Origin of the sequence: Sivoneniella epilithica UHCC 1019 (assembly GCF_040830845.1) — a bacterium.
Classification (GTDB): domain Bacteria; phylum Cyanobacteriota; class Cyanobacteriia; order Leptolyngbyales; family Leptolyngbyaceae; genus ULC077BIN1.
The window spans coordinates 1-19,398 of sequence record NZ_JBFPDP010000071.1; the positions used below are offsets into that span (position 1 = coordinate 1).

Annotated in this window: 18 protein-coding genes and 1 tRNA gene; 12 read left to right on the top strand and 7 right to left on the bottom strand. The window is 48.1% G+C overall.

Annotation, left to right across the window (positions count from 1 at the left end; all coding sequences use genetic code 11):
- The first annotated feature begins 68 nt into the window (after positions 1-68).
- From AB3R30_RS24795 to AB3R30_RS24825, 7 genes are all read left to right on the top strand, one after another.
- Entirely contained in the window at positions 69-2,024 is a 1,956-nt protein-coding gene (locus AB3R30_RS24795; RefSeq protein WP_458651885.1) for a DNA polymerase, read from the top strand.
- A gap of 64 nt (positions 2,025-2,088) precedes the next feature.
- A complete protein-coding gene (locus tag AB3R30_RS24800) occupies positions 2,089-4,413 on the top strand; it encodes a M23 family metallopeptidase (protein WP_458651886.1) in 2,325 nt (774 codons plus the stop codon).
- A gap of 13 nt (positions 4,414-4,426) precedes the next feature.
- On the top strand, positions 4,427-5,011 hold the full coding sequence (locus AB3R30_RS24805) for a hypothetical protein (protein WP_458651887.1): 585 nt from the start codon (positions 4,427-4,429) through the stop codon (positions 5,009-5,011).
- Positions 5,008-5,544 (top strand): hypothetical protein, encoded by a 537-nt coding sequence (locus AB3R30_RS24810; protein WP_458651888.1) that lies wholly within the window; start codon positions 5,008-5,010, stop codon positions 5,542-5,544. Before AB3R30_RS24805 ends, AB3R30_RS24810 begins: the two co-directional genes overlap by 4 nt.
- A gap of 62 nt (positions 5,545-5,606) precedes the next feature.
- Positions 5,607-5,822 (top strand): hypothetical protein, encoded by a 216-nt coding sequence (locus AB3R30_RS24815; RefSeq protein WP_458651889.1) that lies wholly within the window; start codon positions 5,607-5,609, stop codon positions 5,820-5,822.
- A gap of 46 nt (positions 5,823-5,868) precedes the next feature.
- Complete coding sequence (locus AB3R30_RS24820) at positions 5,869-6,132, top strand: hypothetical protein (protein ID WP_458651890.1); 264 nt, start codon at positions 5,869-5,871, stop codon at positions 6,130-6,132.
- A gap of 69 nt (positions 6,133-6,201) precedes the next feature.
- Positions 6,202-6,723 carry a hypothetical protein gene (locus AB3R30_RS24825; protein ID WP_458651891.1) on the top strand — a complete coding sequence of 174 codons (522 nt, stop codon included), beginning with the start codon at positions 6,202-6,204 and terminating at the stop codon, positions 6,721-6,723.
- A gap of 51 nt (positions 6,724-6,774) precedes the next feature.
- Here AB3R30_RS24825 and AB3R30_RS24830 read toward each other — a convergent pair whose 3' ends face one another.
- From AB3R30_RS24830 to AB3R30_RS24860, 7 genes are all read right to left on the bottom strand, one after another.
- Positions 6,775-7,131, bottom strand: coding sequence for a hypothetical protein (locus AB3R30_RS24830; protein WP_458651892.1), 357 nt, complete (start codon positions 7,129-7,131; stop codon positions 6,775-6,777).
- Positions 7,119-7,688 carry a hypothetical protein gene (locus AB3R30_RS24835; protein ID WP_458651893.1) on the bottom strand — a complete coding sequence of 190 codons (570 nt, stop codon included), beginning with the start codon at positions 7,686-7,688 and terminating at the stop codon, positions 7,119-7,121. Before AB3R30_RS24835 ends, AB3R30_RS24830 begins: the two co-directional genes overlap by 13 nt.
- A gap of 53 nt (positions 7,689-7,741) precedes the next feature.
- Positions 7,742-8,935, bottom strand: coding sequence for a site-specific integrase (locus AB3R30_RS24840; protein WP_458651894.1), 1,194 nt, complete (start codon positions 8,933-8,935; stop codon positions 7,742-7,744).
- Positions 8,936-9,131: 196 nt separating this feature from the next.
- Positions 9,132-9,204 (bottom strand) — tRNA-Phe (locus AB3R30_RS24845).
- An 87-nt stretch (positions 9,205-9,291) separates the two neighbouring features.
- Complete coding sequence (locus AB3R30_RS24850; RefSeq protein WP_458651895.1) at positions 9,292-11,463, bottom strand: protein kinase domain-containing protein; 2,172 nt, start codon at positions 11,461-11,463, stop codon at positions 9,292-9,294.
- Positions 11,464-12,000: 537 nt separating this feature from the next.
- A complete protein-coding gene (locus tag AB3R30_RS24855; protein ID WP_458651896.1) occupies positions 12,001-13,644 on the bottom strand; it encodes a tetratricopeptide repeat protein in 1,644 nt (547 codons plus the stop codon).
- Entirely contained in the window at positions 13,641-14,615 is a 975-nt protein-coding gene (locus AB3R30_RS24860) for a caspase family protein (RefSeq protein WP_458651897.1), read from the bottom strand. Before AB3R30_RS24860 ends, AB3R30_RS24855 begins: the two co-directional genes overlap by 4 nt.
- A 323-nt stretch (positions 14,616-14,938) precedes the next feature.
- On the opposite strand from AB3R30_RS24860, the gene AB3R30_RS24865 reads away from it, so the two are divergent.
- The 5 genes from AB3R30_RS24865 to AB3R30_RS24885 all read left to right on the top strand — a co-directional run bounded on the left by AB3R30_RS24865 (position 14,939) and on the right by AB3R30_RS24885 (position 19,156).
- Positions 14,939-15,451: a thioredoxin domain-containing protein gene (locus AB3R30_RS24865; RefSeq protein ID WP_458651898.1), complete on the top strand. Its 513-nt coding sequence runs from the start codon at positions 14,939-14,941 to the stop codon at positions 15,449-15,451.
- 31 nt (positions 15,452-15,482) lie between these two features.
- Complete coding sequence (locus AB3R30_RS24870; protein ID WP_458651899.1) at positions 15,483-16,457, top strand: cytochrome c biogenesis CcdA family protein; 975 nt, start codon at positions 15,483-15,485, stop codon at positions 16,455-16,457.
- Between the two features lie 170 nt (positions 16,458-16,627).
- Positions 16,628-17,329, top strand: coding sequence for a GDSL-type esterase/lipase family protein (locus AB3R30_RS24875; RefSeq protein ID WP_458651900.1), 702 nt, complete (start codon positions 16,628-16,630; stop codon positions 17,327-17,329).
- 45 nt (positions 17,330-17,374) lie between these two features.
- The gene (rdgB, locus tag AB3R30_RS24880) at positions 17,375-17,959 is read left to right on the top strand and encodes an RdgB/HAM1 family non-canonical purine NTP pyrophosphatase (RefSeq protein WP_458651901.1); all 585 of its coding nucleotides are present in this window, start codon (positions 17,375-17,377) and stop codon (positions 17,957-17,959) included.
- 456 nt (positions 17,960-18,415) lie between these two features.
- Entirely contained in the window at positions 18,416-19,156 is a 741-nt protein-coding gene (locus AB3R30_RS24885) for a sugar transferase (protein ID WP_458651902.1), read from the top strand.
- Positions 19,157-19,398: the final 242 nt, after the last annotated feature.

The following is a 19,398-nucleotide window of genomic DNA, read 5'->3' on the forward strand; positions in this document are numbered from 1 at the left end:
CCAGCCATCGTCAGACTCTCAACTCTATATCCCTCAGTTTATCTGATCTGTAACTACTCCAATTTAATTTGGTATCAGAAGCCGAGAAGTATCGAGAGCAATTCTTCAAGACCTATCCCGGACTTCTAGATTGGCACGATCACGTCAAGCAGGAACACGCTGACTCTTGCCAAACGCTCGGTGGGCGTTTGCGGCACTGGGAGGGTGAGGCTCCTTTCACGGAAATCATCAATGCCCCGGTGCAGGGAACGTCTGCGGACATTACCAAATTAGCGATCGCAGCCTTTCGCGAAGCCAGAGATTCCTTACCCCAGAAGTTAGATGCCAGATTATTGATGCAGGTACATGACGAAATTGTGATCGAAGTACCCCAAGCGCAAGCAGAACGAGCAGGGCAACTGTTGGTTCAATCTATGCTGGAGGCAGGACAACACTTCTTAACCGATATGCCTGTTGAAGTTGAAGCAGTCATTTGTGAGGACTGGTCGGGTAAAAACGCCCGTCCCGTACCCTCTTTAGAGACACCGATTGAACTTGTAGCAATTTCTCCTCCAGAACAAACTACTGAACCTATTCCACACCAGCGGGTTGATGCAGAACTGACGAAGCTGGCGGATTCTGTTAGAAATTTAGACTTGCAAGCTGTTGCTGCAAATTTAGGATTAGAGCGCGATCGCACCGATAAATCTAAATGGAATGCTTGGGCTGAGGTCGATGGACATCGGGAAAAACAGCACGCCATCAGCATTACCGACAACAAGTTCATGGATTGGAAGACCGAGCAGGGAGGAGTTGGAGCCATCAGCCTGACGATGGCAGTACGAGGAGGGGATTTCAAAACGGCTCTAGAGTGGCTGACTCAGCAGCAGGAACAACAATTCATTCCCGCCCAAGCATTTCAAGAGTCTAAAGAGCCAAAATCCTTGGAGCTACCGCTTCCCAACGAGCCAAATTGGGATCAGGTGAGAAAGTATCTCACCCAAATCCGTGGGCTACCGACAAATTTGGTGGATAAGCTGCATCATCAAGGACTGGTATACGCCGACGATCGCTGTAATGCCGTATTCCTACGTCAAGCCTTTGACTCTCCAACCTGGGAGCGATTGGAGACAACCGGGGCAACGTTGCGAGGCACAATCGGAGACTTCAAAGGACTGGCTCCTGGCTCTAGTAAAGATAACGGCTGGTTTTGGATGGGAGTGGGTAGAGGCGAAGTGCAGCGAGTGGTTGTGACTGAATCCCCAATCGACACAGTTTCTTTAGCAGTTTTGGAGAAAGGTCAAACACACCGGGGACGGACAATTTACTTCTCCACCGATGGTAAAGGTTCCATGCCAATTGAGGCTTTACAGGCTGTTGTGGATCGAGGCGGTAGCGTAGTTGCCGCATTTGACAACGATGCTGATGGTCGGAGACTATCTGAAAAACTAAATACATCTGTTGCGAACGGGGGGTACATGACTCCAACTCAGGGCAAAGATTGGAATGAGCAACTGCTGCGATTTCGTCAAGAATTGCGCGACTGGTACAAACAGGCACGAGACGTGGGACGTTCAGAAACCCATCTTAAAGGGATTGAAGGGATCGGCAAAGCGTTCACCCAAGATGGCACTCCTCCAAATGAGCAAGATCTGCGCGTCATGGCTCAAGATAAAACCGACTGGCAAGGGCAAACGCAAATGATCGCCGATTGCGCTCAACAGATTCTTGACACAGCCGGAGAGCCGCAGGCAGGAGGAACCTTGTTTGTGGGAAAGACCTATACCCTCTTCGCCCAGAATGATTCGCTTTATGCGCTGGCTTCAGGAAGAGGGAGCAAGCCTACCGAGTCAGACTGTCACATTCTGCCCGACTCAACCTTGGAACAGGATCGGGGGATTATTCTGAAGGTGCAAGAGGGAGTCATTTCAATTCGGGCAACAAGCGTTACCAATCTGGACGCTGAACGATTTGAATATCAGGCAAACCGGGTAATGCAACAAATGAAAGCACAAGAACAGGAGCATAGTCAGATCACTGCTTGATGGCAGTCATATCTCAGTCAGACGGAGTTCGTAGCCTTACAGCATCGGATTGTGTTCAACTCCCATGCGCTGGCTTCGTATTCTGACGCTATTGATTTTAATCGCTTTGCTGCTATGCCTTGCGCCACCACAGGTTAAGGCGGATGAGGCATGGCTGCCAACAGTAACTTATAACCGTGCGCCTGTTCCAGACTTTGGTAGTGTGTCGTTTTCCAATTTGCCTGTTCTTCAGGAAGCAGGAGCAATTTCAATTCCAGAAGATATCACAAGTGAATTGGGTTGGAATCCATCTCGTGTATGGGAGGCAGGAACCCCACTGGCAAACGTGATGCAGTTAGGTGATGTCTCTGAAGCATTTGGACTAGAAGCTTTCAACCTAAGCCAGATCGCCCAGTCCGATGGGTTGGATTTGAGCAAGCTTAGCCTGAGCAACCTGCAACTGATGAACCAGCAGACGATCGCTAGCTTGGTCCAAGCCATTCCTAGTTTAGGAGAGTTGCCGCTGGGTCAGGTCAAACCACTGCTCGATCTAGTGAACCTAAAACTTCCAACCAGTATGAATCTGGGTTTAGCGAGTCAACCTTTATCGGCGATCGCTGCCGATGACTTGCTAGGGTCGCTGTCGCTGAACAATCTCAACCTTGACCAGTTCAGCTTCACCAGCATTCCTGGACTCGATCAAACAGCATTGGTCAATCTCAAGGACTGGCAAGGTTCTGCGATCGCTGGCATTCCCGGTCTAGACAAAATCCCGTTCGCTCAATTCCCGATCAATCCATTTCAAATCTTCGGCTTGGTTGCTGTGCATGACGTGACCTATGGTGGCGATCGATCGCACAAGGAATCCCGCCAAACTCCAACTAAATTCAGCATCACAGGCAGCGACAAAGTTGGCTTCAATTACAACTGCACTCAAGCCAAAGGCTGTGACTATCTGGAACTGAATGCTCCTGGCTATTCTGGTTTCGGCGGTATGAGTGACCCCGGTGGTTTACACGGCGCACGCTGGATTCGAGGTGGTAAGGATGACGGCGAACAAATGGTGCCCGGTGGTAAGGGCATCCTCGGCAAACTAAACGACGGCATGGAACCGACTGGACGGCTTTCCTTTGGTCGGGCGTTCAAAGTGGTTCTGATTGACACCGATGAATCAACTGGCACCGGACGCTTTGGGCTATACTTCCGCGTCTGCATCAAAAAAGCGTTTGTTGACCTGGGTTGCACCCCTTACTTCATCGGTCCAATTCCCTGGCTAACAACCCACGAGAAAGGACTGGTATTTGTCGGGTTGGCAGATGGAGTGGGTGGAATGGACGAATTGCCTGCCGAAATCGGGTTGCCATTCGAAGTACAAGACCAGATTGACCAAATCAATGGCACCTACAATCCAGACCAGCCAGGAGAAGAGTTTGGTGATGGCACCCTATGTGGAGATAGTCCGGGCGGAGTCGATTGGCGATCGCTCTCTGATGCCATCACGAGTATTGAGAGTGCTGGGTCGGGGATTTACAGCGCCGTCGGGCAGGTGAACTGCGATCGCCAGGGTTGCATGGTTCCCCTTGGACGCTATCAGTTCATGAGTTTCCGTGAGGACGCGCGTCCTGTTATCGCTCGAAAACCTGGAGGCAGAGAGTTCCTTCAAAAAATGGACGGAGGCTATAGACCCAGTTCCTCAGAACTGCTCCGTTATTTTCCACCTGCGGAACAAGACGCATTATTCAAGCAAGCAATGACCAAAGACATTCAATACTATCAGCGCCTTGGGAAGAGTGGCGATGCCTTGCTAGCTTGTTTGGGCGAGAACTGGTACTCCGGTGGGTGCAGTCACAGTAGTGAGCGTGATTACATTGGCGGTCCCACCGTTGCTCAATACGGACAGCGCACCGTTGAAGGCTATCAGCGCTCACTCAAAAGACGCGGTAAATCCACTTGTTCAACCGTTAGTCCGCAGGGTGACGGGAAAACGACTGGAACCTACACAAGACCTGTTGGGGGAACGGTGACAAGCCCCTATGGTTGGCGCACTCATCCAGTGACCGGACAGGCAAGCCTCCACACGGGCGTTGACTATGGTGCTGCAAGGGGAACTCAAGTTACCGCTGCCGATGGCGGAGTTGTCAAAGACATCATCAACACTTGTACTGAAGGCAACTTTAGCTGTGGGGGTGGCTACGGCAACCTAATCGAAATTGATCACGGGAACGGTCGCACGACCCTTTACGCCCACTTGCAGACGAACAGTGTGCCCTGGAAGAAAGGGCAAAAGGTAACAAAAGGGCAAGCCATTGGCAGGGTTGGTTCTACAGGGCGATCCACGGGGGCGCACCTACACTTTGAAACGTCAACAAACGGGCGAACCGTTGACCCTCGCAATTTTGGTTTGTATTAAAGGAAGTAGAAGTATGAAAGGGTTTAGAGGAAGAAAGCGCCGTTGGGTTTGGGTACTGGGCAGTGGTTTAGCTGCGATCGCGCTACCGACCCTGCTCAATCTATTGCCAGTTATGAGTCCAAGGGCGATCGCAACACCGCCTCAAATTCTAAGAGAGTGTATTCCGAAGGACTTTCCAAAAGTCGGCAGCCTAAGACGGAAGCTTACGTTCAAACTAGTTGCCAGGACGCTCTATCAAAGCAGCGAATACCGTCTCTACCAAGTTAATCAGCCAAACTCATCCGCTCCTTTTCCGTATGTTGTGAAATTGCGAGGCAAGACTTGCGAGGGTATTTACAGTAACCCAATGGGCGATCCTGACGATTACTTCCATCTGGCGATGCCGCTACTCGTTGCGCGTCAGCTTACGTTGGGACGACTACAGGTCGCTATCCAAAAAGCTGGAGGACTGCAAGCATTTCGTCATGAGCTTAGGCGCACTCAGAAACAGTATGGGCAGATCACCGAGATGGCAGAGGAGGAGGTATGGGCTTACCAGCAAGTTGGGCTACCACTTCCTCCCAACATGAAAATTATTCGAGCAAATTCCAGGTTATGAGCAAGTTAGTTAAGTTCTTCATTTTGGCGATCATTCTGCTAGTGTCCAGTGGATTCTGGTTCATAGGCAATGGTGAAAATGCCAGTGGCGATGACTGGCGACCAATTAGTGAAGCTCCAGCAGCTTTGATGCAGCAATTTCAAAAGGATGTGCAACAAGGTGAACAAGTTCCAGAAATTACCAAAAGCCAGTTTCTCAAAGTGCAACAGAAAGTACAAATGGGTCCCTTGTACTTGATTGATACCAGTCCAACTATTCGCTCTGGGGAACACCAATCGCTTTGCGGCAGAATGGGCTGCTTTTTTGCTGGGTACCTTCAACAGGAGCCGGGGCGAAGCCACTATCGACAGGTTACAAGTGGCTATTTGAGCCAATTTTTACCATCTGGAATAGTCAAGATTGAGGTCATGACGGAGCTACAAAAAGGCTTGCCTTGCCTCAAGTTTAATCAATTGAGTCAAAGCCGTTTTGACCCCCAATTAGTATCTACGACATATTGTTTCGACGGCAACACTTATCACCCAAACAATTAGGGTTGCAGAACCTCCCATTTATTCACTAGCAACACATTAAAAATTTGAACGAGTAATGGACGATGAATACTACTACGCAACAAAACATTAAGAAAGTTAAGTCGCAATCTAACTCAGTTGAAGAACTTACAAAAGCCTTGGAGGAAATCATTCAAAAACTGGGGTTAGAAGTTCCGCAAAATATCTCAATTTTGTTTGATGGTGTCGAGGTGTATCGGTATCAAATAGAAGATAGAAATGTGTATTGGTGGGGTTTAGAGTCCAAAGAGATTAGCTAAGCCATTGGATTTGTTTACCTGGTTGCCTCATATTTGAGAATAAAAAATGGTTCAATTTGTTGATAAACAGCAAGCTAAAAAATCTCTCAGTCTTAGTGGCGAGACGTTAAAAAGGTATCGACTGCAAGGTGAGTGGATTGAGGGGATTCACTGGGTACGCATCAACAGTCGTTGTGTTCGCTATAATCTGGAGCTGATTCAAGACTGGTTTCACAATCGCCATGACCCGTCTGCTCACATGAGAGCGATCGAGTTTTACCAGGACAGCCTGCTCAGTAATCAGAAGAAATCCATACGCAAGAAAAGCTAATTGGACTACTTCTTAATCGCTACTCGAAATAAACAGAAATGATGCTCAATAATTCACTGGGATAAAAATATGCAAGAAGAGATTGATGAATTCATTCGAGTAGAACAGGGTTCGTACACCCTGGTGCTTCAGCAAGAAATATCAGAAACTTCGGGAGAAACAATTTATTTCAGCTTGCCTGATCAAGAGGGTTTTCTATATGAATATGAAGGAGAACTTGATCAGGCATTGAGCGATTTGCCAGAAATTTATAATTCAATTGAAACTGAAGCGATACAGGGGGAGCAAAACCCAGGCTTGAGTTCTCAAGCTGCTGTCGTGATTGAACAGCTATGGAATTACTTTGATCGCACTGGAGAACAAGAACTTGAGGGTGAACACGATTATGATTTCCAGGTTGAAGGCGATCAACTCCTAGTTCTACCAAAAGATACTTCTGGGGAAGTGGTTGCCATTGATCGAGAAGGAGCCGTTGAGTCTACGTTTGAATCAGAACGGTATGAGCATTTGATGGCGCGGTTTGCGATCGCTTACAGCCAAATGCAGGTAACGGAGTATCAACGGAATGAAGACCAAGACCGGGAACTGTGACAGTTGAGCCGTTGCTTATTAGGTGGAGAAGAACTAGAGAAGGTGATGCTGTCAAGCGATCTCCTGACGACGAGAATAAATCTCCTCAATCAGAAGGTCGCGTAGTTCGTTAGCAATGTCATCCGGTGGATTGCCAGCAAGTGCCCGTCCAATCAGGCGTTCTGCTTCTCGCACCTCGGTGCACTCTAATGCCAGGACAGCAGCACTGCGATGCAAAACAGAACGAGTTGGCTCCAGGTCAAGGTGGTTAGCCACCGCATCCGCTGCCTCACGTTCTTTCTGAAAAGCGGCTCTAGCAAACTTGGCAACTTCATTGGCAACTTCAGCAGCATTACCCTGTTGCCGAGCTAAAACAGCCCGGTCTACTAATTCCATTGCTTCTTGATGAAGGGTTTCTACGTTCTGCATGTTTGAACGACGCGAGATCTGGGAGTACCAAACTCGACAACGGCAACATAGCCGGGGGCTACAGTATCTGAGGGAGCGATTTGCTTTAGCTTCATATTAACTCTTGATTGAATCGTACTTTCAGTTCCTTTACGAATGCCTGAAACTTCAAGTCGGGCTTTGCGTTGAAACAGAGCATTAGCGTCATTCGCGGAACCAAGCCAAAAATCAAAGCCGAACCCTTTACCTCTCACGGAACGCTCCATTACAGCAAGTCCAGTCAAGTATGGCATGAGTAGTGCGGCGATCTCATAAGCTCCGTACTCGGTTGCCACTTCTTCGTCAGCATTGAATCGACGAATGTTTTCATCTGTCGCATCCCACAAAACCTCAATCTCTCTCTGCTGGATTCCGTCAACTTGAAGACTAACGCGATCGCGATGTCCCTGTTCTTCAAGACAAACAGCGGCAGCTTCAGCACAGGTTGCCCCAAACGTAGTTGACCAGCCTGGACGCTCAGGTTTGTTTTGGTACAGGTCACGAAGAAAAAGAGGGTCAAGTTGAAAGCTGTCAGGCATACATAAATCAAGATTAGCTGTACAGAACTGGTAGTACTTATGGCTCCCCTGCCTTACGTGAGGTTGGGTGGTCTTAGATTCGTGAAATTTGTCGCTCCATAATGTTTATCAATCATCTTGGCACTGGTTCCAGTCCACCGACCGATCGCCGTGCTATTAATGTGCGCCTCAACACAGAGGCTGATGAAGGTGTGTCTACACTGGTAGCTCTTGCGATAAGGAACGTTACATTTATCTAAAATCGATTGCCATGCCCGACTGGAGAAATTGTGTTGATCAATAAATTTTCCTTTAGGGCTACGAAATAAAAATCCTTCCAGGTCAGAAGACTCAGGGTTCAGATCCTTCAAGATTGCTTGAACTTCAGCCGTGATGGGGAAATCTCGCTTTCTCTGGGTTTTCAAGCCTTCCTTCAAGACTAACCCTCGCTCGGACACAACAACTGATTGTCTGAATTTGATCACACCGTCCCCAGCGTGCTTCCATCGCAAGGCGATTACCTCCGACGGTCTAGCGCCCGTAAAAAAGAGAAACCTGACGTAATTTGTGTAGTGCTTGTAGTAGCGATCGCTGGCGAAGGTGCTAATAATCAGGTCTCGCTCTTCCTTTGTAAATGGATTGACATCTTCATCCTCAGATAGTCCTTTTGGAACCCTAATCTTCATGGTTAGGAAAGGATTAGATTCAATCAGTCCATCTTCCAATGCCCAGCTACAGCAAGCTTTCAGTTGAGTTAAGCATCGTTTAGCAGCATCAGGAGTCAGATTTGCTAGCAAGTGATCCCGGATTAGGGCAGCATCTTCAAGTTCCCTACTCGGAAGTCTGTTGATATGGTTGCGGTGTTTTGTAAAGTCCTTGACGTAGGTACTTGGGCTGACTTGAGGCTTTTTGAACTGTGAATACTTCTCCCACAACTCAGCCAGAGAAGGTTGCACTTTAGTGATTGAATTGGGGGAAATTGGGGGAATTGCTGAAACAGTCGTCAGGGAAGCAGTGGGCTTGTACTTTCTCAGACTCAGGTCAAGTTCTCCGTAGTCAATGTCCCGCTGAATCATTCTTACGGTGTCGCCTACCCGTTGCCGATTCAGGGGCGAGTCATCGTAGCCTGTGGAGATATAGAAACGTTTCCGCTTAATCTCACCGTTTTCCTCAACTGGGTAGGAAAAAACGATTTGTAGGCGACCTTTTGTGGTTTTGAACTGAACAGCCCCTTTGCTACTCTTGGTTTGCTTATCTTTGGAATACATTAGGAAAACACTCAGCAGTACAAACGCATCAACTTAAGTATAAATGTACTGCAAGCAATTTTCCCCCAATTTTCCCCCAATTCGTCCCCCAAACTGACCTAACAATACCCAAAAACAGAACAGATGTTTTAAAGTTCAGAGAATTAAAAAGCCCTGAATCGCTTGAATTCAGGGCTTTTCACTTGATTTGATTGAATGCCAGGAACCGGACTTGAACCGGTGACACGAGGATTTTCAGTCCTCTGCTCTACCAACTGAGCTATCCCGGCGAAGACGCACAATTTAACGCTTGATTAACTTAACAAATAACGGTAGCTAAGTGCAAGGAAATTGAATTGAAATCAGCAATTCTCGTTTTAGAGTAGCGCTGTTCTAGGAGCGGCTTCTCGTAGGTAGGTGCCAGGATTCAGATTTTGGACGGTGCGGGTAGACAATACAGGATTCAAATTGTGCGGCACGGGTGGAGAGTTCTGAGCGATCGCGGTCAATTGTTCACGGGCTGAAGCATAGGCAGGAGTGCCAATCGGGACTTTTTGCAGCAATGCGATCGCGGTTGCTTTGCGTCCACTAGCCGCTTCAGCATTGGCTTGTTGCAACCACTGGTCTGCTTGTTGATTGAGCTTTGCAGTGTATTCCGTTAGTTTTTGATCAATTACTTCGTCTACCAGTGAAGTGCTAGGGATTTTGTCAAGCGTGGTCAGTGCGGCTATAAAGTTTTGCTGTTGGGCATAATCCGCCGCCGCTTTGAGCATCAACCGGGCGCGAATTTCGGCTTTACGAGAATATTCCACTACTTTTTTTTTGGCGATCGCATAGGCAGGAGTGCCTTGAGGAATTTGTCCTAGATAGGTCAATGCTTGAGTAAAATCTCGCACAATGGCGCGATCGTAAGCTTTTTGCAGATCGGCTTGAGCTTTGACAGTTTGTTTCGCGGTATATTCCACTACTTTTTTTTGGGCGATCGCCCCGGCAGTGGTTTCTGGCATCACTTGCTTTAGCATTTTTAATGCAGCCGTAAAGTTACGGTCTTGGGCGCGATCGTAGGCAGTTTGCAGCAGATTTTTAGAATCACCCTCTGCCTTAGCGATCGCTTGTTTTTCTAATGCAGTCCCCCGCTGCTTCCAATAGGGAATATGGGTAGACATCGACTGAGTGAGTTGCCGTGCTTCTGACCAATTTCCCTGATTTAAGGCTTGTTCAGCTTGCTGGAGGGTTTTATTTGCCTGCGTCCAATCTTGCAGCCATGCGCCAGCACCAGTTTGCACCCGCTCAGGAATTGCCAACCCTGCTGGCACCGGACGCGGAGTTTTTTGCAGTTTTTTGCTAACCTTCCCCCAGATTGGGTTGGGCTGCGACCAATCAACTGAGTTTAATAAACTCCAGCTAATGGCAGCCACGATCGCGGTCAGTGCAGTGCCGCCCACTCCGATTCGCACCGAAGGATTAGCGATCGCGCTGATCCTTCGGTGCGCTAAAAAGAAAGGCTGCTTCGCCTGAGTATTTGCGAGGGGTTCACTCTTTATCGGGTTAGTTGCCGATGGATTAGCCGCCGTTGGGTTAGTCGCCGTTTGCTCATGGGTCACTTTTGCTGGGACAGTAACCACCATGGGCGCACTGCCTAGATGGCTTTCTGCGGATCGCGGTTCACTTTCAGGAAGACACACCGTTTGTAATGCCTGGAGTGCTTCCCCAGCCGAGCCAAACCGTCGCGATAGATCCCACTGCACCATGCGGTTCACAACGCCAATCAGCCCACGATTGAGGGTAGCGATCGCCTCTTCGTAGTGGGGCAGCCATAGCACACTGCCTGTCTGTGGATCAATTTGAAACTGGGTAGGATGCTTGCCCGTCAGCGCTTGAGCCGCAATCATCCCCATTGCATACACATCGCTCGCCGCACAAGGCAATCCTTGCAACTGTTCCAAAGGTTGATACCCTTGTTCGGAACCTTGGGTTAGCTCTCCTACCCCGCCATACGCCATCAGGCACTCTTGTTGGATCTGCGGCATACTACCGAAATCAATCAAAACCAATTGCCCCGCTTGTCCGCGCAAAAGATTGTCTGGCTTAATATTTCCATGCAGCCCACCGCGATCGTGGATAAATGCCAACGGTTCCAACACCTCGCGCAGTAAGGTTAAAACCTGGGTATCACTCCAAGGCACAGCGGGAATTAATTCTTGGCTCAGCGATCGCCCCTCCACAAACTCCTGCACCACATAAAATCCTTCAGCATCCTCAAAACAGGCAAGCAACTGAGGAATTTGCTGATGAGTCCCAAACTCTTCCAACAGCGCTACTTCCTTGGCAAATAGGCTGCGGACTAACTCAGCATAGTTAGGCATTTCGGGGATTGGCTTGAAATGGTGAATCACACATTCTGAATAGCTTGGACGATGCAAATCTTGGGCAAGGTAGGTGCGTCCCCAAAGACGAGCCGCTAAAATTTCATTGATTTGGTAGCGTCCATCAAGCGGTTGATTGTGTTCAGAATAGGGACTCACCGCAGGGAAAATCACATTTGACATAGGAACACATCCGCAGGTTTAGGAAGAAATTGGGCGTTGCTGAATCAGTCTATAAGTTCTGAAATTTGCCCTCACCCTAGCCCTTTGGGAGAGGGGACAAGATTTCTGGCTCTCTTTTCCCAAGGCAGGAGAAGGGGAGCAAGAGTATTTCAAAGTTCCCCTCCCGCTCTGGGAGAGGGATTTAGAGTGAGGGCTATTGGGAAAGTTGCACATTAGGTAGAGTTGCCATCATTGCTAAGTTTTTCTGCCATTTCGACTGCTCTCCGGAACAACCCAATGAAACTGAACGACTAAGAAGATGAAGTAAGGGTAAATTTTCACTTCCCTTGCTCTCCAAAACATCGGCTCGAAACCTTCTCGGTGCAAACAGAGAGGGTTTCGGACTTCTTTTGGATAATGTGGCGGAGTGCGCGGTGCGGAGTGTCTCCTTAAACAAGATGAGGGTTGTTGAGGCAGGTTCAGCCGAAATTTCAAAGTTCTAGCAGCAAATCAACTACAAAACCTGCCCGTACAAGTATTTTGTTGACTAGAAACTAGCTAGATGGCTTGAGTCGAAGATGTAGGAGCAGGAGCAGGAGCAGGAGCAGGTTTTTTTTGCAATTGCTCAATTCGGCGGTTTGCTGTCTCGGTCATGCCAGTGTTGCCTGCTGCTTTATAAAGATTGGCAGCCGCTCTCAAGTCATCGATCGCCCCTTGCTGATTTCCCTTCTGCTCAAAAGCCAGCGCCCGATTAAACAAAGCATCCGCATAGGTGTCATCTAGCTGAATCGCTTGAGTATAAGCTTGGATTGCTTCATCTAATTTGTTCTGTTTGGCAAAAACGTTGCCCTGATTGTTGTGTGCCCTTGCTGTAACTGTGTTTGCTGGATTGAGTTGAATCGTTTCAGTAAACTTTTGGAAGGCACCATCCAAATTCCCTTTGGCAAATAAAGCATTGCCCAAGTTTAAGTGGGCGACTGCTAGTTTAGGTTGAAGCGCGATCGCCTGCGCTGCATCTTTCAACGCCTCATCCGGTTTTCCTTGGTCAAATCGAGCATGGCTGCGGTTACTGAACGCTTCCGCCAATTGGTTATCAATAGCCAGCGCCTTGGTATAGTCATCCACTGCTGCATTCAGATTTCCCACTCGATGCTGAGCGAAACCGCGATTGAGAAATGCCGTCGCATCTTGCGGGTTGAAGCGAATCGCTTGGTCAAAGTCTTGAATCGCTGCGGCATATTGTCCCTGTTGATTTTTTTGGGTGCCTGTCTCCACAAATTGCTGAGCTAATTTTGGGTCTGCCGGAACGGTATTCCATAAATTGGGACGAAGTGACAGCCAAATGCCGCCGACAATCCCTAACAAGGGCAAAAGCAATCCTAATGTAATGAATAGCGGACGGCGATCGCGCTTGACTATTAGGGGAGGCTTTTCTGCATTAGCAGCTTGGGACTTCAACGAGCTAGACGATTTAGCAGTCGAATCTGCCGTCTGATCAGCCGAGATCGCCGCCCCGGTAGAAATCTCGGTGACGGGCTGGCTGACATTTTTTTGCGATGCAGATTGGTCAGGTTGGGCAGGGCTGGCTGGCATACTAATGCCTTCCATATCCGCTTTGCGTTTGACCACTTGCCCTTTCACGCCCGTTAGATTGGCTGAAGGGTTAACCTCGCCAGCAGCAGACGGGTTTTCCGCAGATAGGTTTTCCGTAGACGGAATTTGTGCAGACGGGATTTCCGCAGATGGAATGTGTACAGGCGGAATCTCTGTAGAAGGGATTTGTACAGATGGGATTTCCGTAGACGGGATTGCGGTGGATGGATGAAAGCTTAACGGTTGGCTGGTTGGAGTGTCATTCTCCTTTGAGAACGCAGTGGGCAAAACGGTGGCAGCGGATTGGGCAGATTGAGTCGTCACGCGGCGTTCAATTTCCGCTACATCGTCGTTGGCTAGATGCAAAACTTGTTTGAGGGCTTGGAGTTCGTGGCGATCGCTCTCTCGCAAACCAGACTGGCGCGCGATCGCTTCTGCCAACATGCGTTCTAGCAACTGTTCATAGAGTTTTAGATCATTTTGACGAGACTTGGGTTGTAGCCGACTTGTAGATGGCTCTGCATCGAACAACCCCGTATCACTATCCGTTAAGCGCAGCGCCGTTTGCCACTGCCTCAGTTTTTGGTAGACCTCTTCTTTAGGTGTCATTCCGCCCTCTCTGTCAGCTTAGAAAGAAGTTCTTGATACAACTGTATCCGCTGTTGATGCTCTTGAAAGGGACGCAACACCTGATCTTCAATTTCGGCGGCATCCTGAGGCGACAACCCCAAATGTTGGCGAAAGGTATTCAGGGTATTACGCCCAGACAAAATCCGAAACTCGGTGGTGTCGATTTCGCTCGTTTCAGCCATTTTTTCTAAAAACTGGCGATATTGCACGGTGGGAATTTGGCTGGGAACCTGCAATACCAATTGGTTCGCGGTGTCTTCTGATCCATAAAACTGGGGGCGCTGATCGGGGGCGGCAACCTGAAGCTTACGTTGAGCATAGTAATGGAGTTCCTTAACGGTGAGGCTGCCGTCGCAGTCGGTGTCTGCGGCACCGGTTGCTGCGCCTTCTGCCCAGTAGCGAGTGTAGCTCCAAGCATCCAGGCTATCGGGTTCAGGCAAATGTTGGGTGGCAGTGGTGGCAGACAAAATCACGCGGCGATCGCCAATCAAGTGATTATAGGTATCTTCCATCAGGGTTTCGCCTTCTGTGGGAGAACCACCCGTCTGACGAAAGCAGCAGTCAAACATAATGACTTGTCGCTCAGCAGGGCTAGTATCCATAACATTGTGCAAAAACCGGATGGGCATGGTGCGGGCACGAATCAGATTGCCGCGATCGTCGAGTGCTGTATGAGGAGCCGCAAAGTAAAGTTGCCCATCGACATCCTTAATGCCATAGCCAGAAAAAAAGAACAGAACCTGATCGGTTTTCTCGCGATGACGAAACAGGTGTTCGATCGCTTCCATCATGTCGAGCAAATTGGGATCATTCAGCGTTTGCACCTCAAACCCAGAGGATGTACCTTGCAACGCTCGTTTTAGGACTTCTACATTGGTGCGAGCTTTTCGCAAGGGAGGCAACCCCATGTCACAGACACTGACCCCAACAAGCAGCGCGATCTTTTCCACAACTTTCCCCCTACGTCCTCAACTTTTCGCCTGCTTATATCCTGCGTCGTTAGCAGTGTAGGCTAGCCCTGCAAGGTTGACTCATTCTGCAAAATTTAATTTTGTGGCGAATGGCGAATGGCAAGTTGCGAATGGCAAGTTGCGAATGGCAAGTGGGAACACTGGAAAGATGATTCAAAAGATTGACGAATGAGTGAGGAGAATCACTATTTTAGAGTCGTAACTAGAATACAACTAGAGAGGGCTGCAATTAGATACTTAAAGTGAAACCTAAGCTTTCTACTGCTTTCTGTTGCTGTTGATAGAGTATAAAAGATGTTTCCATGAGCATGAAGACAATTCAATGGATAGGGTTTCTGAACCGGAAACTGCGATTTGTGAAACGCTCCTCATGGGAATTGCGGTTGGGGGCAACAGTGGCGATTCGTGCAACGCTCCCTATGGGAATCGCCCTGCTGATCGGGGCAGGCTGCACGGCTCAGAACACCTTTACAACCACTCCCACAAAGACTTCCTCGGCAACGGTTGCATTGGCTTCTCCTGCCACACTTGCCCTAGCGGAGCATCTCAATCAGCAGGGAGCAAAACTCTACACGACCTATTGGTGTCCTTATTGCCAGCGACAGCAAGCATTGTTTGGCTCAGCAGTGGCTAAATTGCAAGTGGTAGAGTGTGATCCGCAGGGAGATAATCCCCAACCGGAACAGTGCGCGCAGGCGCAGGTCAGCAGTTATCCCACCTGGCATATGAATGGACAGCTTTATCGAGGGATGCGATCGCTAGAGGAATTAGCAGCGCTTTCTGGCTATCAAGGCTCTCAACAATTTGAAAAGTAATGTGTTGTTGCTATTCGTAAACCAAATCCCTATGGCTCGTGTCAAACTGTCCAAATTACCCCATCGCTCCCTTCCCCACTCCAAGCATCTACTTCTACTGATCATCCTGTTTGGGAGCGCGATCGCCCTAGCTTTACTCTTGGAAGGATTAATCCAAAGCTCGGTCTTTCAATCACTACAGCAGTTTGCATTTTGGACCGGCGATCGCTATGACCAGTGGTTTACTCAACATCAACACCAAACTCATCATCCAGTGGCGCTGATCGGACTCGCGTTTTTAGGTGGATTAGTTGCCAGCATTTCCCCCTGCATTTTGTCTCTGTTGCCAGTGAACCTGAGCTATATTGGCACTCGCGAAATCACCTCCCGTCGAGATGCCTTGTTCAAAGCAGGCTCGTTTGTATTAGGGGTCGTCACCGTTCTGAGTGTGCTGGGGCTGTTTTCCTCGGCGGCAGGTTTGATTCTGATTCAGTTTCGTGGCTATATTCAGGTCGCTGTTGGAGCCATTATTGTGCTGATGGGGTTAAGCTTAGTCGGCATTATACAAATTCCCCGGTTAAGGCTAAATCGCTTCACTTCATCGACTGGAATAGGACTGAATGCGGTTCCTTCGGGGGAAAAAATACCTCGGCGATTCGTGAAACAATCCCTAGGGCGATCGCGGCTTCAATCGTTAATTACAGCCTTTCTGACCGGTCCTTATGGGGTTGGAATCACCTTTGCACTTGTCAGTTCTCCTTGCACCAGCCCAATTATGATTTCGGTCTTAACTGCCGCCGCTGCAACTGGTTCCCAATGGCAAAGCACCCTCACCATGATTAGCTATGCTTTTGGCTACACTGCCATTATTTTTCTGGCTAGCTTATTCACTGGACTTGCAAAACAAACCCGCACCTTATTACTTCACTCCAACACCATCATTCGACTTGCCAGTGTTGCCTTGCTAATAGTCGGCATGTTTTACCTGATTAACGGCAGCCAGTGGATTATTGCAACGTGGGCTTAGCAACTCCGCACCTCGCACTCCGTACCTTGCACTTCGTACTTCCCCTCAATTTGTTAAGGTATATGTATCTGAGTCTTAATTTGTCAAGCTTTGCAAAGTTCTTCAACCGATGATACAGTTCTGCATACGTGAATGCTCGATTTTTTGAGTTCCCAACGCTTAATTACTCAATGCAGACTGCTAAACTTCCTACCCTTCAAAAAACAACGCATCCCTTAAGGATTATTGCAGTTGGAGACAGCATCATTTATGGCTTTGGCGACCCGGCAGGGGGTGGATGGATTGAACGACTGCGGCGTAGTTGGATGATTCCTGGCAGTTTAGGACACGCCTTGTATAACTTGGGTGTGCGCGGGGATGGAGTCCAACAGGTTGCTACACGCCTAGAAAGTGAATTTCGGCTGCGGGGCGAATTGCGAAATCGAGTTCCTGATCTACTGATTTTATCGGTGGGCACCAATGATTCAGCGCGGCTCTCTCGTCCAGATGGACGCAACTTCACTGACTTCAACCTATTTTGTGATGAAATGGAGCGCCTGCTGGATCAAGCCGTGCAGCTATGCCCCGTGATGTTTGTGGGCATGGTGCCTGTGGATGAAGCAAAAATGCCTTTTCTGGATTGTCTTTATTACAATCAGGCAGACCAATTTCGCTATAAAGAGGCGACGCGCTTAGCTTGTGAAGCTAGACAGATTCCTTACCTAGATGTGTTTTCTCAGTGGCAATTGCAAAGTAGCCAATGGTTGAGTGATCGCCTGACAGAAGATGGGTTGCATCCTAATGTTATGGGCTACGAGACGCTGCTTGACCAAGTTTTGACCTGGCAAGCATTTCATGAACAAGTTGCGGCAATGGCTCCCTGCTTGGCGTGAGTCTGTAGCCTATAGCCCCTCACTCAGCAATCAAAGGAACTTGTTATGACCGTTTTGGTAGTAGCAACCGGAAACCCCGGCAAACTGAAAGAAATGCAAGCCCATCTTGCGGATTTAGGCTGGGAATTACGCTTAAAACCGCCTGAATTGGAAGTAGAAGAAACCGGGGCGACCTTTGCCGAAAATGCCTGTTTAAAAGCTTCTCAAGTGGCACTGGCAACCGGGGAATGGGCGATCGCCGATGATTCGGGTCTAGAAGTGGAAGCACTAGGTGGCGCACCGGGCGTTTTTTCGGCTCGTTATGCAGAAAACGATGCTGCTTGTATTGCGCGATTGCTCAAAGAGTTAGACGGTGAATTGAATCGAGCCGCCCGGTTTGTCTGCACTATGGCGATCGCCCGACCCAATGGCGCGATCGCCCTGCAAGTTCAAGGGTTTTGTCCCGGGGAAATTCTTCGCGCTCCTGAAGGAATTGGCGGCTTTGGCTATGATCCCGTTTTCTACAGTCCAGATCATCAGCAAACTTTCGCTGAAATGTCTGCGGAACTGAAGCGATCGATCAGTCATCGCGGCATAGCCTTTGAGCAACTAATCCCCCTGCTTCCAACGCTAGCAACCCCAAAAAGTTGACCTACAACAGCATTAGGTTAGGACACAAAGATCCTTGAGAAATAAAGAATATTGTCTTGACCTTTCCTCGTATTGCTACAGATGAGCTAAGTGTTTGACTTCTAGAAGTCCACCTCTTAAAGAGTGTTGTTTAAAGCACAGTTCACATATCAAGTAATACAAGTATGCCTTTAGGTAGATGCTTCATTTCTCAATGTAGAATGTTTCAAAAAACCTAAGTCTATATTTTTGTTAACTGGTAATTATTTTTGCTGATTAACAATTATTAGCCTCTGTAATTCTACGAAAAGTCCTGAAGCACCCCTTGACTAGTTCTTTGAAGAGCGTGATCCACTTAAGAAACCGCGATCGCTTCATCAATTCTTCATGAATATAAATAAATATGAAGTTTTCAAGAAGATTGAGATAGTGTTTCCACTAAACATATTGCCAGGTCTGAAATTCCCTTATATTGTTGTGAAACCTACTCCGTATTTTTACGATGTCTGCGTGATTCCCTCAAAAGCACAACTAGAAGCCATGCAATCAGCACTACCAAAGAATAGTCTAACGTCTTGCACATTCACCACCCTTAAGCCAGGGATTCCTCATCGATCGGTTTCTTGTTTATTTAAACGGTTTATTGACATTGTTGGGAGTCTGATTGGGTTAGTAATTTTTGGACTGATCTTTTTTCCAATTGCCTTGGCTATTCGGCTCGACAGTCCCGGTGCCATTCTTTACTCTCAAGAACGTTATGGCTTAATGGGGCAGTCATTCCGCATTTATAAGTTTCGCTCGATGGTGCAAAATGCAGATGAATTGAAGGTGCAAATTAAAAATGAGGCGAAAGGATTAATTTTTAAGAATAAAAACGATCCACGCATCACACGAGTTGGGCGCTTTTTGCGGAAAACCAGCCTAGATGAGTTTCCTCAGTTTTGGAATGTGCTAAAAGGTGAAATGAGCCTTGTTGGCACTCGCCCCCCAACATCTGATGAAGTGGCTAAGTATAATACTCACCATTGGCAGCGTTTGAATGTCAAGCCGGGTCTGACGGGTGAATGGCAGGTGAGCGGGCGTTCTTTAGTCAAAGATTTTGAAGATATTGTTCAGCTTGATCTGCGCTACCAAGCTCAATGGCATCGTTTCTATGATTTGGTTCTAATTTATAAAACTGTTTTGATGATTTTGACCAAGCGGAGTGGTGCTTGCTAGAAAGTGAATGGGTATGGATTCCTCGGTAGAGTTAGTTTCTAAACTTTGAATACTAAAGTGAATGTCAATCCTCTTAGACAGTGACCTCTAACCTGTTTAAGAGGATTTTTGTTGGGCGATCGCTTCCTCTAATTTGCCAATTTACCTGATGTGCAACTAAAGTCAGCCCACCCTGCGGGAAGCAAGCAAGCTTGTATCTTGAAACTAATCAGGCGAAATGGGTCAAGAACCCTTTTGGCTTG

Excerpts from the sequence above, each read along its gene's own strand:
- AB3R30_RS24830 (WP_458651892.1), bottom strand. The coding sequence starts at position 7,131 with ATGCAGAACGTAGAAACCCTTCATCAAGAAGCAATGGAATTAGTAGAC.
- rdgB (WP_458651901.1), top strand. The coding sequence starts at position 17,375 with ATGACCGTTTTGGTAGTAGCAACCGGAAACCCCGGCAAACTGAAAGAA.
- AB3R30_RS24800 (WP_458651886.1), top strand. The coding sequence starts at position 2,089 with ATGCGCTGGCTTCGTATTCTGACGCTATTGATTTTAATCGCTTTGCTG.
- AB3R30_RS24850 (WP_458651895.1), bottom strand. The coding sequence starts at position 11,463 with ATGTCAAATGTGATTTTCCCTGCGGTGAGTCCCTATTCTGAACACAAT.
- AB3R30_RS24865 (WP_458651898.1), top strand. The coding sequence starts at position 14,939 with ATGAGCATGAAGACAATTCAATGGATAGGGTTTCTGAACCGGAAACTG.
- AB3R30_RS24815 (WP_458651889.1), top strand. The coding sequence starts at position 5,607 with ATGAATACTACTACGCAACAAAACATTAAGAAAGTTAAGTCGCAATCT.
- AB3R30_RS24810 (WP_458651888.1), top strand. The coding sequence starts at position 5,008 with ATGAGCAAGTTAGTTAAGTTCTTCATTTTGGCGATCATTCTGCTAGTG.
- AB3R30_RS24855 (WP_458651896.1), bottom strand. The coding sequence starts at position 13,644 with ATGACACCTAAAGAAGAGGTCTACCAAAAACTGAGGCAGTGGCAAACG.
- AB3R30_RS24875 (WP_458651900.1), top strand. The coding sequence starts at position 16,628 with ATGCAGACTGCTAAACTTCCTACCCTTCAAAAAACAACGCATCCCTTA.
- AB3R30_RS24825 (WP_458651891.1), top strand. The coding sequence starts at position 6,202 with ATGCAAGAAGAGATTGATGAATTCATTCGAGTAGAACAGGGTTCGTAC.
- AB3R30_RS24820 (WP_458651890.1), top strand. The coding sequence starts at position 5,869 with ATGGTTCAATTTGTTGATAAACAGCAAGCTAAAAAATCTCTCAGTCTT.
- AB3R30_RS24805 (WP_458651887.1), top strand. The coding sequence starts at position 4,427 with ATGAAAGGGTTTAGAGGAAGAAAGCGCCGTTGGGTTTGGGTACTGGGC.
- AB3R30_RS24840 (WP_458651894.1), bottom strand. The coding sequence starts at position 8,935 with ATGTATTCCAAAGATAAGCAAACCAAGAGTAGCAAAGGGGCTGTTCAG.
- AB3R30_RS24835 (WP_458651893.1), bottom strand. The coding sequence starts at position 7,688 with ATGCCTGACAGCTTTCAACTTGACCCTCTTTTTCTTCGTGACCTGTAC.
- AB3R30_RS24870 (WP_458651899.1), top strand. The coding sequence starts at position 15,483 with ATGGCTCGTGTCAAACTGTCCAAATTACCCCATCGCTCCCTTCCCCAC.